The sequence below is a fragment of the Rhizobium sp. NZLR11 genome (genome assembly GCF_019685115.1).
Lineage (GTDB): Bacteria > Pseudomonadota > Alphaproteobacteria > Rhizobiales > Rhizobiaceae > Rhizobium.
On record NZ_JABDWD010000001.1, the window covers coordinates 311,299 to 325,670 of the forward strand.

The 14,372-nt window shown below is 59.2% G+C and carries 13 protein-coding genes; 3 read left to right on the forward strand and 10 right to left on the reverse strand.

The window, feature by feature from the left end; translation table 11 throughout:
• Window positions 1-18 precede the first annotated feature (18 nt).
• From HJB83_RS01475 to HJB83_RS01490, 4 genes are read right to left on the reverse strand one after another with little or no spacing between them, the layout of a single operon-like run.
• Window positions 19-1,728 carry an ABC transporter ATP-binding protein gene (locus tag HJB83_RS01475; protein WP_207585719.1) on the reverse strand — a complete coding sequence of 570 codons (1,710 nt, stop codon included), beginning with the start codon at window positions 1,726-1,728 and terminating at the stop codon, window positions 19-21.
• Window positions 1,725-2,576 (reverse strand): ABC transporter permease, encoded by an 852-nt coding sequence (locus HJB83_RS01480; protein ID WP_207585720.1) that lies wholly within the window; start codon window positions 2,574-2,576, stop codon window positions 1,725-1,727. Before HJB83_RS01480 ends, HJB83_RS01475 begins: the two co-directional genes overlap by 4 nt.
• Window positions 2,573-3,511 (reverse strand): ABC transporter permease, encoded by a 939-nt coding sequence (locus HJB83_RS01485; RefSeq protein WP_207585721.1) that lies wholly within the window; start codon window positions 3,509-3,511, stop codon window positions 2,573-2,575. The genes HJB83_RS01480 and HJB83_RS01485 overlap by 4 nt, the downstream gene beginning before the upstream one ends.
• 51 nt (window positions 3,512-3,562) lie before the next feature.
• Entirely contained in the window at window positions 3,563-4,453 is an 891-nt protein-coding gene (locus HJB83_RS01490) for a proline iminopeptidase-family hydrolase (RefSeq protein ID WP_221159350.1), read from the reverse strand.
• Window positions 4,454-4,581: 128 nt separating this feature from the next.
• Between HJB83_RS01490 and HJB83_RS01495 the strand changes: the two genes are divergently transcribed.
• Complete coding sequence (locus HJB83_RS01495) at window positions 4,582-5,379, forward strand: LuxR family transcriptional regulator (RefSeq protein WP_221131206.1); 798 nt, start codon at window positions 4,582-4,584, stop codon at window positions 5,377-5,379.
• A 64-nt stretch (window positions 5,380-5,443) separates the two neighbouring features.
• Window positions 5,444-6,346 (forward strand): proline iminopeptidase-family hydrolase, encoded by a 903-nt coding sequence (locus tag HJB83_RS01500; protein ID WP_207585724.1) that lies wholly within the window; start codon window positions 5,444-5,446, stop codon window positions 6,344-6,346.
• A gap of 49 nt (window positions 6,347-6,395) precedes the next feature.
• Here HJB83_RS01500 and HJB83_RS01505 read toward each other — a convergent pair whose 3' ends face one another.
• The 5 genes from HJB83_RS01505 to HJB83_RS01525 form a co-directional block, all read right to left on the reverse strand.
• Complete coding sequence (locus HJB83_RS01505) at window positions 6,396-7,307, reverse strand: acetamidase/formamidase family protein (RefSeq protein ID WP_221131207.1); 912 nt, start codon at window positions 7,305-7,307, stop codon at window positions 6,396-6,398.
• Window positions 7,308-7,562: 255 nt separating this feature from the next.
• Complete coding sequence (locus tag HJB83_RS01510; protein ID WP_221159351.1) at window positions 7,563-8,180, reverse strand: outer membrane protein; 618 nt, start codon at window positions 8,178-8,180, stop codon at window positions 7,563-7,565.
• A gap of 737 nt (window positions 8,181-8,917) precedes the next feature.
• Window positions 8,918-9,175, reverse strand: coding sequence for a GlsB/YeaQ/YmgE family stress response membrane protein (locus tag HJB83_RS01515; RefSeq protein WP_007637043.1), 258 nt, complete (start codon window positions 9,173-9,175; stop codon window positions 8,918-8,920).
• Between the two features lie 354 nt (window positions 9,176-9,529).
• Entirely contained in the window at window positions 9,530-9,826 is a 297-nt protein-coding gene (locus HJB83_RS01520; protein WP_207585727.1) for a hypothetical protein, read from the reverse strand.
• A 289-nt stretch (window positions 9,827-10,115) separates the two neighbouring features.
• Window positions 10,116-10,562, reverse strand: a complete 447-nt coding sequence (locus HJB83_RS01525) for a GNAT family N-acetyltransferase (protein ID WP_207585728.1) — start codon at window positions 10,560-10,562, stop codon at window positions 10,116-10,118.
• Window positions 10,563-10,964: 402 nt separating this feature from the next.
• Between HJB83_RS01525 and HJB83_RS01530 the strand changes: the two genes are divergently transcribed.
• Window positions 10,965-13,220, forward strand: a complete 2,256-nt coding sequence (locus HJB83_RS01530) for an EAL domain-containing protein (RefSeq protein ID WP_221131208.1) — start codon at window positions 10,965-10,967, stop codon at window positions 13,218-13,220.
• Between the two features lie 159 nt (window positions 13,221-13,379).
• Here HJB83_RS01530 and HJB83_RS01535 read toward each other — a convergent pair whose 3' ends face one another.
• On the reverse strand, window positions 13,380-14,369 hold the full coding sequence (locus HJB83_RS01535; RefSeq protein WP_207585926.1) for a substrate-binding domain-containing protein: 990 nt from the start codon (window positions 14,367-14,369) through the stop codon (window positions 13,380-13,382).
• Window positions 14,370-14,372: the final 3 nt, after the last annotated feature.

A 14,372-nucleotide genomic window follows, 5' to 3' on the forward strand; every position in this document is an offset into this window, starting at 1 on the left:
AATTCGTTCCCTTCGTTGTTATGGCATTCGTTTGATGGGTTGGATCGGCACCGCTTGCTGATCGTCCCGGCCGCCGGCGCCTTGCAGCAGCGGCGTATCAGGATCGATGTCGGGAATGGCCGCGATCAGCGCCGCCGTATAGGCATGGCTCGGCCGCGCGAAGACCTCTTCGGACCGGCCTTGCTCGACGATCTCGCCGCGATACATCACGACGACGCGTTCGCAGAGATTGCGGACGATCGCCAGATCATGGGCGATGAAGATCAGCGTGAGGTTCATCCTCGCGGTGAGTTCGCGGAACAGCTCGATGATCTGCGCCTGGATGGTGACGTCGAGCGCGGCGACGCATTCATCGGCGATGATCAGCTTCGGGTTGACGGCGAGCGCCCGGGCGATACCGGCGCGCTGGCATTGGCCGCCGCTCATGCTGCGCGGTTTGCGGCCGGCGAATTCGCGTTCGAGGCCAACCAGATCGAGCAGCGCGTCGATCCGCGCCGGGATATCGGCCCTGGCGACCTTGCCCTGCACCTTCAGCACCTCGGACAGCATCTGCCCGATCGTCAGCCGCGGATTGAGCGCATTGTAGGGATCCTGGAAGACCATCGCCGTCTCGCGCCGGAGTTTTGCCAGGCCGGCGCTTTTCTGCAGGGCCAGATCGACGCCGTCGAAGGTGACGTGGCCTGAGGAAAGCGGTGTGAGGCCGAGCACGGCGCGGGCAAGCGTGCTCTTGCCGCTGCCGGATTCGCCGACGATGCCGACCGTCTCGCCCGGCATGATCTGCAGGCTGACGCCGGCAACGGCGCTGACCGTCTTGCCACCGCCCTTGAACAGGCTGCCGCCGGCTCTGAACCGCACATGCAGATCGTCGATTTCGAGCAGTGGCCGCGCCGGTGGGCTGGCCGCGGCAATGCCCAACAGCGGCGCGGGCGTCGCGCCGGGCAGGGAAGGGTGGCTGTTGATCAGGTTGATCGTATAGGGATGCTGCGGCCGCGCCAGGATCGTCCGCTTCGGCCCCTCTTCGAGGAGCTTGCCGTCGCGCAGCACGGCGATGCGGTCGCAGCTTTGGGCAACGATGCCGAGATCGTGTGTAATCAGAATGATCGACAGCCCGCGCCGGTCGCGTATCTCCATCAACAGTCGCAGGATCTGCGCCTGGATGGTCACGTCGAGCGCCGTCGTCGGCTCGTCAGCGATCAGGATCTTCGGGTTGCAGGACAGAGCAACGCCGATCATCGCCCGCTGCCGCATGCCGCCGGAAAATTCGTGCGGATAGCTGTCATACTGGCGCACCGGATCGGGGAAGCCGACCTGCGCGAGGATTTCCGTCGCAGCAGCGCGGGCTTCGCGGACGCCGAGGCGTTGATGATAGCGGATGCCCTCGGCGATCTGGTCGCCGATCCGCATCACCGGGTCGAGATGACTGGTCGGGTTCTGGAAGATCATGCCGATCTCGCCGCCGCGCACCTTCAGCATCTCGCCGTCGTCGACCCGCATGAGGTCGCGCCCTTCAAGCAGCACCGAGCCGCTTTCGATCTTCAACAGCGAGGAGGGCAGCAGCCGCACCAGCGAACGGCAGAACAGGCTCTTGCCCGAGCCGCTCTCGCCGACGAGTCCGAGGATCTCACCTTTGCCGAGATCGAGCGAGACCGCATCGAGCAGCGTGCGCGGGCCGGAATCGAGATGGACGCGTACTGTGAGATCGCGGACGGACAGCACGGAGCCGCTCATTCGTGCACTCCGAGCAGTTCGCCGAGAGCGTCGCCCAGCATGCTGAAGCCGAAAGCAAGGCAGACGATGGAGAGGCCGGGAAACAGCGTGATCCACCAGGCGGTGGTGATGAAGCTCTGTCCTTCCGCGACCATGACACCCCATTCGGCCACCGGCGGCTGGACGCCGAGGCCGAGATAACTGACGGCAGCGCCGCTGAGCAGTACGAGCGTAGCATCGGACATCGAAAAGACGATCGAACCGGCGATCGCGTTCGGCAGCAGGTGGCGGAACATGATGCGCGAGCGGCTGAAGCCGAGGCTGACGGCGGCAACGGCGTAGTCGCTGCTTTTCAGCACCAGCATCTGCGCCCGGATCAGCCTCGCGTAGGAAACCCAGCCGACCAGTGCCATGGCGATATAGAAGCTGCCGAGGCCAGGGCCGAGGATTGCGATGATCGACAGCATCAGCACGAGGAAAGGGAAGGCGAGAATGATATCGACGAGGCGCATGAACAGCGCATCGACGATGCCGCCGAAGAAGCCGGCGATCGTGCCGACCGTCGTGCCGATCAGGAAGGGGAAGATGACGCCGATCAGCGCCATCTGCAGATCGAGGCGGGCGCCCCAGAGGACGCGCGAGAGGATATCGCGGCCGAAATTGTCGGTGCCGAACGGATGTAACAGGGAAGGCGCCTGCAGGCGCACCTCGGCGTTCTGCATGATCGGGTCGTAGGGCGCGATAACAGGCGCGCCGATCGCCAGCAGGACGAAGAACAGCAATATGCCCGCACCGACGGCAAGCATCAGCCGCCGTCTGAAGAACCGGTGCCAACCGAGGGATGCTGGGGCGATTGCTTCGATGCTCATAGCCTCACCCTCGGATCGACGGTGACGGTAACGATGTCGGCGATGAAGTTGATGAGCACGGTGGCGCAGGCAAAGACCATGGCGACGCCCTGGACCACCATGTAATCGCGTGAAAAGATCGCCCTGACGAGCAGCTGCCCCATGCCGGGCAGCGCAAAGACGGTCTCGACCACCACCGTGCCGCCGATCAGCCAGCCGATGTTGACGGCAAGCAGGTTGATCGTCGGCACCAGCGAGTTCGGCAGCACATGCCGCCAGAAGACGATCCCCTCCGGCATGCCACGGGCGCGCGCTGCCGTCGCCACATCCGATTTCAGCTGCTCGATCATCGCCGCCCGCAGGCTGCGCGTCAGCACGGTCGAGAGCGACAGGGCGACCGTCAGGCTCGGCAGCACGAGATGCGACAGCTTCTCACCGATCGTCGCGCCATAACCGGAAACCGGCAGCACGCCGAGTTCGACGCTAAACAGGATAATCAGCATCAGCCCCAGCCAGAAGGGCGGAAAGCCGATGCCGAATGTCGAGACGATGCGCACCGCATGATCGGGCGCCCGGCCGGCATTGCGGGCGGCGATCGCCGACATCGGCACCGCAATCAGGACCGAAAGCACGACGCTGGAAACGACCAGCGCAAGCGTCGGCTCGATGCGGGTGACGATCAGCTTCAGCACGTCGATCTTGTAAAGGATCGACTTGCCCATCTCGCCATTGGCAAGGTTCTTGAGGAAATAAACATATTGCAGCCACATCGGCTGATCGAGGCCGTACTGGGCGCGGATGCTGGCAAGAGCTGCCGGTGTCGCGCGCGTGCCGAGGATGTTGCGCGCCGGATCGCCTGGGATCAACCGGACCAGAATAAAAGTGATGACGCTGATGCCAAAAATGACCGGCAGGAACTGCAGCGGTCGGGTCAGAACGAATCTATAGCGATGCATGAAGGCGATCGCCCCTCTTTCTTCGTCGGGTTTGAGCCGCTTTACTTTGCATCAGGCTGCCTTGTGCCGGGCGAGAAAATCGAGAAGCGCCGGATAATAATCCTGCGGATTCTCATAAAACGGCATGTGGCTGGCGTTGGCAAATACCTTGAGTTCGGCATTCGGCAGCGCAAGCTTCATCCTGAGCGCACAGGCCGGGGTCAGCTCATCATGCTCTCCCGTCGTGATGAGCACCGGCAGCATCAGCCGCGGCAGATCTGGGATGCGGTTCCAATCCTTGAGGTTTCCGATGTAGAGAAACTCGTTCGGCCCCTGCATCGTCTCGTAGGGCGCCATGTTCCAATCGTCGAGCGAGCGGCGCACCGGCGCCGGCCATTCCGGCAGACGGCAGACATGCCGATAATTCAGAATGGTGACGGCAGCGAGATATTCGGGGTGATTGTAGGTGCCTTGCGCCTCGTGCTTCTGCATCATCGACACGGTTTCTGGACCAAGCGCGGCGCGTAGCCGTTCCAGTTCCGAGATCAGATGCGGCATGTCGGCGACGGTATCTTCGAGGATCAGCGTCTTGAGGTTTTCGGGATAGGTCAGAGCATATTCGATCGCCAGCCACCCGCCCCAGGAATGGCCGAGCATGTGGACCTTGCCGAGGCCCAGCGCCTTGCGCACCGTCTCCGTCTCCTCGACATAACGGCCGATCGTCCAGAGCGAAAGATCGTCCGGCCGGTCGGAGGCGCCGGTACCGAGCTGGTCGAAGGCAACGACGCGATAGCCCTTGTCGATGAGACAGGAATGCGCCTCGCGCAGGTAGTCGCAGGGCAGGCCCGGCCCGCCGTTCAGGCAGAAAACCGTCTCGCTGCCGGTCCCGAAACTATAAGCAACGACGCGATAGCCATCGACATCGATCTCGAATCGCTCGTCCGGCCGTATTTCACGCCACATTGATCGCTCCGCCAGAAGATTTCGCTTGCTCAATAATTGGGCACGGCTAAATTTTTACCTTAAACCGCATTCTGTGCCAGCTATAAGAAGTGATAGGGTGGGCAGTACGCCGTACCCGGGAGCAAATCATGCTTGACGATATCGGAACGATCAGACGGCAGTTTACAGCGCATGAAACGCTGGACGGCCGGATCGATCAGGCCTTCGAGGCGATGCAGCAGATCGGCTTCGAAGCGCTGATCTATGACTATACGCCGGTGCCCTACGATCTCGACGGCGCCATCATGATACCCTCGCTGCTGAAGCTCAGGAATATCTCAGACGACATGCACGACTACTGGTTCGATCGCGGCTATTTCCGTATCGATCCGGTGCAGCAGGTGGCGCTGCGCACCTCCGCACCCTTCTTCTGGAACTATGACCCCGACGCCGATACGTTGATCAGGCGTTTCATGAGCGAGGCCACCGCGCCGGTGACGCGCTATTTGCGTGAACGCGACATGTCGACCGGCGTCACCGTCCCGGTTCACATGCCACGCGGCGACTATGCGACGGTCACCGGTATCCGGTTCGGCCGTAACAGCGATTTCGAACGACACGCGCTGCGCTATATCGCCGACTTCAATCTGCTGGCCCATGTCTTCCATGAGACCGCCTATTCGCTGTTCGACACGCGGGCGAAGAGCGTCGGCACGATCCGCCTGACCGAACGCGAACGTGAATGCCTGCGCCATTCGGCGGAAGGTTATTCAGCCAAGGAAATTTCCCGCATCATCGACCGTTCCGTCCCGACTGTCGTCATGCATCTGAACGCCGCAACCAAGAAACTCGGCGCCCGCAACCGCACCCAGGCCGTGGTGCGCGCTACCCATTACCGCCTGCTCGAAGACCGGCCGACCCAACCCTGGCCACCCTATAACTTGTGATAGCTGCCTTCGCCGTTGCCGCCGCGTTATGCTTTTTCATCACCGCTGAATGATGGAGACGCCTATGGGCGAAGTCACGACCACCGAAGCCTATTTGCCCTTTCGCGACTATCGCACCTGGTATCGCGTCACCGGCTCGCTGGAGAGCAGCAAACTGCCCCTCGTCGTCGCCCATGGCGGGCCTGGCTGCACGCATGATTACGTCGATTCCTTCAAGGATATCGCCGCCCTCGACGGCCGCCCGGTCATCCATTACGACCAGCTCGGCAATGGCAATTCCACCCGACTTCCAGAAAAAGGCCCGGATTTCTGGACGGTTGGCCTGTTCCTCGAAGAGCTGGACGCGCTGCTGTCCCATCTCGGCATTCAGCATCGTTATGCCTTCCTCGGCCAGTCCTGGGGCGGCATGCTCGGCGCCGAACATGCGGTGCGCCGGCCGCAAGGCTTGAAGGCGCTGGTCATCGCCAACTCGCCTGCAAACATGCACACCTGGGTTTCGGAGGCGAACCGGCTGAGGCAGGAACTGCCGAAGGAGGTGCAGGACACGCTGCTGAAGCATGAACTGGCGGGAAGCCTCACCGATCCGGACTATATCGCCGCCTCGCGCGTCTTTTATGACCGCCATGTCTGCCGCGTGTCGCCGTGGCCGCCCGAAGTGGCGCGGACCTTCGCGATCATGGACGAGGACAACACCGTCTACCGCAACATGAATGGCCCGACCGAATTTCACGTCATCGGCACAATGAAAGACTGGACGATCGAGAACAGGCTTGACCGTATCGAAGCCCCGACGCTGCTGATCTCGGGAAAATACGACGAGGCGACGCCACTGGTGGTCAGGCCCTACCTCGAACGTGTCCCGGGCTGCGAATGGGTGCTCTTCGAAAACTCCAGCCACATGCCGCATGTCGAGGAAAAACAGCTTTGCCTGGCGACCGTTTCCGGTTTCCTGTCACGGCACGATTGAGGAACGCGCTGCCGGCCCATTGGATCGCCCGCGATAAGCTGGCGATCACCTATCGACGAACCAGCCATTTCTTGGCGACGCGGCAAGCCATCGTATAGGCCGGATCAAAGACGTTGCCGACGTCGTAGCGCACCACCTGGCCGAGCAGATGGCTGGCCGCCGTCCTGTCCAAGCCATAATCCGACGCCAGCCAGGTCAACATTTCGCTGGTTGCATGTTGGAGCGCCTGATCGAGGGGTCGGGCGTTGCCGATGGTGAAGATGTCCTCGGCGGTTTCGCCGCGCGGCCAGACCAGCCCGGCCTTTTTTTCCACCGTCAGCCTCACCGTGACTTCGAAGGTGGTCTCGATGCCGGTTCCGACAATCTCGCCATCCCCTTGCACGGCATGGCAATCGCCGAGAAAGAACAAGGCGCCCGGAGCCGATACCGGAAAGCGAACCGTGGTGCCGGGACCGAACAGTCGATAGTCCATGTTGCCGCCATATTCGCCGCTGGTCGCGGTCGAGATCGCTTGGCCGAGGCTGGGCGCCACGCCGAAACAGCCGATCATCGGGGCGAGCGGCAGAACGAAATATTCGAGGCCTGCGACCGGCTCGGACATCCGGACGGTCGAGGCATCGCGGTCGATGGCCCAGATGGCGATATCGCGCGGCGGCAGGTCACGCACCGTCTCGGGATCGACCACGTTGGCGGCGACGACGCTTCGGGTAAACCCCGTGTCCCTGGTCGGGATCATGCTGATGATCTCGACCTTAAGCGCATCTCCGGGCTCGGCACCTTCCACGAAGATCGGGCCGTTCATCGGATTGCCGCCGGGTGCCTGCTTGACACCGTCCTTGTCATGTCCGGCGGCATCAAGCGTCTCAGTGATCACTGTGTCGCCACTGGCGACATGGAGCGCCGGGGGAAATGAACCGATGACATTATGGAAGATCGTCGGAATGAAGCGGTGAGTGGTCATCACAATACGCTCTCGCTCGTTTGGAATGTTGTGAGCCTGCAGTTGAACTGCTCGGCGGAGAGAGTTGGAGACTAGATCAGAGATTGCCTGCAATGCCAATCCACAGCATCACCCGAAATACGGTTCGGCCGCATTCCGGCCGCCGATCGGCAGGCTGTCATATCAACGCGTCTTTAGACATCGGGGAGGACTCCCTGGAATCCTGAAAGCAGATGATCACGCCTCGACCGACGTCGAGGCGCGATCACTTTACGCTCAGAATTTGAAGCTGGTGCCGAACGTTACCTTTTGCTGATTAACCTCGAAATCGCCGAGCGCCGAACCGAAATCCTTGCTCCCGAAATCGTCATAACGATATTCAGCGCGCATCAATATATTGTCTGTCAGGGCGCGCTCCACACCTGCGCCGGCGGTCCAGCCAATCAGAATGTCGTCCTTCTTGCCAACGCCCGGCACGTCGACTTCTCCACCGGCTGCGGCCAAACCCCCGGTTCCGTAGATCAACATACGGTCCAAAGCATATCCCACGCGGCCACGCGCCGAGCCGTCCCATTTAAGGGAAACGTCACTCCCATCCTTCCAGTTGTAGTTGAAGTCATTTTCGATACCGAAGATGAAAGGGCCGTGCTGGAAATTATATCCGCCATAAATACCCGTGGACCCGCCAACGAGATCCTGCTCGGAACCGCTGAGGTAGCTTGCATGTGTCGCGGTATATCCGCCTTGCAGTCCAAGATAGAACCCCGACCAGTCGAAGGCCGACTGGGTCTGTTCCTGTTGAACATATGCGGGATCTTGAACCACGAGATCGGCGGCAAAAGCCGGCACTGCCGATAAAGTCACGGCGGCCAACGCGATTATCTTTTTATACATTAAAGTGCCTCGTCATTCGATTATTGGAGAAAGCTCAGCAAACCGGCAAGTCGGCTGGGGCCGATGCATTATGCTGCGGTTCGGAGTTGCGGTTTGCACTTTATTGTTGAGATATGTTGTGAACTCGGACACGGCGCAGGCGCCAAGGTCGCGCGTCAAGACGTCTCCGGACGTGTCGATACAAAACGAGCGCCAGCGCATATTCGGGCTACCACCCGATCAAATTGTCGATCGTCGGGCGCAGAATCCAACGCAGGCAGTGTAGAATTCCAACTCGCAGAAAACGAAACTTCCATCACAAACGTGCGGCCGCAAAATACGAATATTTGAGCCTATGTAATTGTAATAAAATAATTATTTTTGTTCCATAACCTGCATTACGCCACATTGTTTTGTAGCCGCAAAGTTGAAGTGTCCTGTTTCTGCAAAGTTGGAATGTCACACTCCCCGGGTCTGATTGACGCTTGGGAGATTGCGGATGGGACTGATTGCGATGAGCGAGCGCGATCTGCAGCGGATCGAAGTTCTGTCGAAAGATCCGGATGCTGCGCATCGATAAGTAAGAAGACACGTGAACAGAAGCGCCAGAGAGCGCTCGACCCATTAGGGGAGCGCTCTCTGGCGTCCAAGCAGCCAAGCGAGCGATCACTCGCTGCATGGCAATCGTTTTTCCGGCGATAGACCATGGATATGGGCCGGACCGCCCGTCGCTCAAGATCGACGGAGAGCCTCTCCGATCAGGCCGTCCGTCTAACCATGCGCGCGATCGCGATGAGGATGCAGGCTCCAACGAAGCCCGCGATGAGATATCCCAGCCATCCGCCGAGGACGACGCCGAAGAGCGAGAGAATGAAGTTGGCGACGATCGCGCCGACGATGCCAAGCAAGACGTTCATGAGGACGCCCATGTTGCTCTTCATGAACATTTCGGCGAGCCATCCTGCCAAACCGCCAATGATGATTGCTGCAATCCAGCCGATACCTGCGTTTTCCATATGAATTCCCCTGAATGTTGGACGAAACGGCGATCGCCACCGGACTGCCAGGTCATCAAATCTTTGCGGGAATGATTGCCGCGCGACCGAGAATTAAACACGCGCGGTGCCGATTGGTTCCGGCGGTCAGACGGACTCTATTCATGCGAACGCCGCTGGTGATAGTTTTCCAGCAATCGTCATCGGCATTCGCGATGGATTCAATCGAAGCGCGGATCCTGGGAAGCGGACGATCAAACACCTAGGGCGCTGTCGCAGAGGCTGAAGGTCATCGATGATCTCTCTGAGGGCGATCTGCCGATCTGGAAAGCTTAGGCCGAAGGAATCCAGTCCAATCGAAGCACTGCGCCGCTCTTATCCAGCCACCAACTGGCCGGATTGCATGGCTGGCCGCGAACCTACACAAGGCGCATGCGTGAAAATCGAAAAAAATTTCAACTCCAGATACATGTGCCGCATCAGGCCGCTGAGCTTTTGCTGGTCGCGAATGCCGCATTCGAACCAGGAGACAAGCTCCCTTGCAACATGCTGCGCTGCCGGACTGCCAATGTCATATGATTTTTCCTGACACCATTGCCTGAGCACAGCTTTCAGCATGGCCACGTCATCGGGCTGCAGCGCCGGCTTCGTAATTCCCGAATGCTGGGTCATCCGTATTCCTCCCCAATTACATCAGCCGATCCTAATCTACGGATTTCCGTTTTCAACCTCGCGTACGAAAACGTACGTATCGAGGCGCTGGCGGCACCGGAATCCGGATAGCCGGCGGCATGTCCGGGCCATCTGCCTGCCGTGGCGGGCGACCACGACCATCCATGTCCCATCACGACCTGCGCCGAAACCTCCCTCCCACAGGCACACCGGGGCGATCGCCCGAAGCCAGCGACCTCGGCCGCGCCAGCATGGCGCCATCTGTGGCAGACCCTTACCGCCCCCTACGCTAAGTTCCCGATTTCGAGTAGAGCCCAAGATCGCCGCCAATGGCGAACCCGCAGCGCTGATAAAATTTCGACAACGCACCCTCTCGCTGTGAGACCAGCCAGACGCTATTACAACCTTCGGCCATTGCTGTTTCGTAAATTGCCGAAAGCAGCGCTGTCCCTATCCCCGCGCCCTGCGCTTCAGGCAGTACCGAAAGCTCGTCCAGGTAAATGACCGGACCGGAGTGGCGCCGCTGTCGTATGCCCAACGCTACCCCTAGCACCTTGCCTCCCTCGATGGCCGCAAGGGCAATCGATTTGGGCGTTTCAAGCACAGTCTTCACATTCTCAACCGCCGCTTCAAGCGACCAATCCTCGTTCCACGGAGGTCGAGCATAGGCACTTACCAGTACGGCGGCGGCGCTGCTGAGATGTTCTGGAATAAGACGCTTAATCTGAAACGGCATGAATCCACCCTACGTTGAGTGAGGTGACATTTGCAGCAGTTTGACCGTTAACGCAACGGGGTCGCAGATGCGACGCACCCGCTGCTCTTCACACCGTGGGTAGTTGTGTTGCGCACGAAGTGACGTGGGTCGCATCTTTCATGTCGCTGTCAGAGCTTTTCCGATCGTTGGCTTGAATTCCGCATCAAGTGGACCCATCACGCCAGAGTCTCTCCGGCGCTGACGAAGGTTTGTTGGCCATAGATTTTGTGTGTGGATCGAGCTCGGCTTGCCGAGATATCGCGTCGAAGCAGGAGATTATCATGGCCAAAGAAAACCAATAGCTCCGAGGTGTGCGCGGTTTAGCGTTGCTTTAAACAAACTGTGCAAGGGTAGAGGCCTGTCATCTACACCGGCAACCTGATGAAGTTTCGAAGAAATCCAAACATGGTGCGCAGCCTCGCGGGCGCTGTAAACCGAACTGGCGCATTTGCTCCCGCAATATTTGCTGCAATTATTGCAATCATCGTCGTCTCTGTTGCAACGAACTGGCGGCTCGAGCGATCGCTCGCCGATGAACGCTCGATTGTTGCCGGTGAGCTCGCCACCATATCATCTCGACTTCAAACGAACCTCAATAGCAATGTGAAGCTGTTGCAAGGGCTGGCAGCTGGAATTGCGGTCGACCCGGCGATGGACCAGAACCAATTTTCCAAGCTTGCCGCGCAGATCCTGCAGCCCGATTCACAACTGCGCAGCTTCGCCGCGGCCCCCGGCATGGTGGTCAAATGGGTCTATCCAGAAAAAGGCAACGAAAAGGCCATCGGGCTCGATTACCGAACGAATGAGAAGCAACGCGATAGCGCAATGCTGGCGCGCAACACCCACAATATCGTTCTGACCGGCCCTGTGGACCTTGTCCAAGGTGGAACCGCTTTCGTTGTCAGATGGCCAATTTATGTCACTGACGGAACGAGCCAGGTCTTTTGGGGTCTGCTGTCTGGGCTGATAGATATACCAAAGCTCTACCGAGAAAGCGGCCTTGAATCGACCGACCTTGAGATTGCCATCAGTACCGTGCCGGAGCCGGATTTACCTAAAAAAGTGTTCCTCGGCAGCCTGCAAACTTTTTCGAAGAAACCGGTTAAGGCGTCCGTCGATATGGCTTATGGACGATGGACCCTGGTCGCGGCGCCTAAGGGCGGATGGGGCCAAAATAGCGGGATCGGCATTTTTGAGCTCTATGCGAGCTTGTTGTCGTTATGTGTCGTTGCGCCGATTATCTGGGTCGGTTTTCTGACCAAATCACGCCAAAGAACGATTGAAAAGCTTCGCCTTCACAAGAAAAAGCTCGTTCGAGCACGGCAAAGGCTGGAGTACCTGTCGTTGCATGACGCCCTCACGGGACTTCCCAATCGACGATTTGTCGACCAGATCATCTCGCAGCCGCCGCGACCTGATCCAGAAGATTGTCTGATACTCATCCATATCGACCTGGATCGATTTAAAGAGATTAACGACACGAAAGGGCATGCTGGCGGTGACACAGTCTTGCAAGCAACAGCTTCGCGCCTTGCGGGGTTGGCCGGCCCAAACGAGGTCGCTGCTCGGATCGGCGGAGATGAGTTCATCTTCGCCAGCTGGAATGCCAATCCCGAGCCTAAAGCAAAGGCATTAGCCAGTCTGATTGTCGATTCTCTCGAGCAGACAATCTTTATTGATGGCGTGGAGTGTGTCGTCGGCGCCAGCGTCGGTGTCGCCTGGGAGACCCCACGGGCGGGCTGGCGAGACCTCAGCCAATTGCTTTTGAATGCCGACCTGGCTCTATACGAGGCAAAGAAGACGGGCCGCGGCCGTGCCGCCGTTTTCACCGAAGAGCTTCGCAGCGCGGCGATCCTTTCGAAAGAACTGGCGGACGAATTTCATCACGCCCTCGATTGCGATGAACTCGTTGCATTCTTCCAACCGCAGTTCGATGCGACCACATTGACTATCGCCGGCGTTGAGGCACTTGCCCGGTGGGTTCACCCGAAAAAAGGTCTGCTCGGCCCAGACAAATTTCTTGATGTCGCCGAAAGGCTGGGGCGTAGCGGGGACATGGACCGGCTGATCCTGCAAAAGGCTCTCTTCGAGCTTACAAGATGGGACAGCTTGGGAATGCAGATCCCGCGTGTCTCGGTAAACATTTCAGCGCGTCGACTGGCACAGCCAAATCTGCTTGCGGAACTGTCCGAGCTTCCCGTCGCGAGGGGCCGCCTGTGTTTCGAGTTGCTGGAGACAATCTCCTTCGACCATCTTCAGCCTGTTCTCAATGACATCATTCCAGCTGTCAAAGAGCTCGGCATTGAAATCGAGATCGACGATTTCGGCACCGAACATGCCAGTATCGTCAGTCTACTGAGATTTGAGCCGCGAAGATTGAAGATCGATCGGGAAATTATCAAGCCGATTATCGCCTCTCCATCTCAACGCCGTCTGGTCTCCTCGATCATAGAAATTGGCCGGTCACAGAACATCGACATCGTCGCAGAGGGCGTGGAGACAATGGAGCATGCGAAGATCCTGAAAGATCTTGGTTGCCATTTGCTGCAGGGTTACGCGCTGGCGCGACCAATGACCTCGGAGCAGTTGATCGAATTTTGCCGTGCGAAAGACGAGGGACTCACAGCGGCAGGCTGATAGCCATGCCCTGCTTCCCCAAGCACTCCAGGCTTGCGCGTTCCACAACCGGCTCACCAGGGGATGGCATCGAGATCAGCAAGGGCTCGACGCGCTCCAGCCAATTGATTGGCTCGACCCGGCTAGGCAGATACGCCCAGCCGGGTTGAGCCTGCGCCTTTACTTGCCCATCATTTGCTTCGCGTTTTCGGGCGTGATGGCTGTGGTATCGACCGTTACCGTCGGCTCAACAGACGACGCGCAGTCCAGCAGTATCGACTTTGCCATGTCGATCGCCTCCTTCCCTCCCGTAGGATAGGTAAAGGTCGCGGACCAATCGCCCTTTGCGACCGCCTCAATTCCCCCGGCAGGCCCAGGCAAGCCGTCAGTGCCGATGATCTTCACGCTCTTACCGGCACCTTTCGCAGCAAGCAGCGCACCCGCCGCCATCATATCGTTGCTGGCATAGACCATCTTGATATCGGGATGGGCCTGCAGCATGGCGGCGAACGCCGTTTGCGCTTTATCCGGCAGCCAGTCCGCCGCCTGTTCTGCCACGATCTGGATCTTGGAATTGGCTTTCACGCCATCTTTGAAGCCATTGAGCCGTTCGACGGCCGGTGTCGAACTGGGCAGCCCCTGCAGCACGGCGGCCTCGCCGCCATCCGGAAGAAGCGTCTTGCTGGTATATTCGCCGGCCGCCAGCGCAATCTTGTAGTTATCGCCTCCGATGAAAGCTGTGTAGTCCTTGCCAGCTTCACCGTTCGTCTTGCGATCAAGTTCGATGACCGGGATACCCGCGTCCATAACCCGTTTGACGGCGGGTGTCAGCGGGGCCGCCTCGAAAGGCGAGATCAACAGAAGGTCGACCTTTTGGGTGATGAAATTGTCGACTTGCGACGTCTGCGTGTTGACGTTGCCTGCCCCGTCGGCAATCTGCAGTGTGAACTGCGGGACTGCCTTGGCGGCTGCTTCCAGTTCATCGTTGACGTGCTGGCGGTAGGGCTCCGCATTGTTTGCCTGCGAGAAGCCGATGACGAATTCGCCATCCTTGGCGCAAGCCTTCACAAGCGGATCGGCAGCTTGGGCCACGCCCGCAATACAAAGACATGAGCCCGCCATAAGTGCCATGCGCCGGGCACTCGAAAATCGAAGTGCATTCTGTGTCATTAC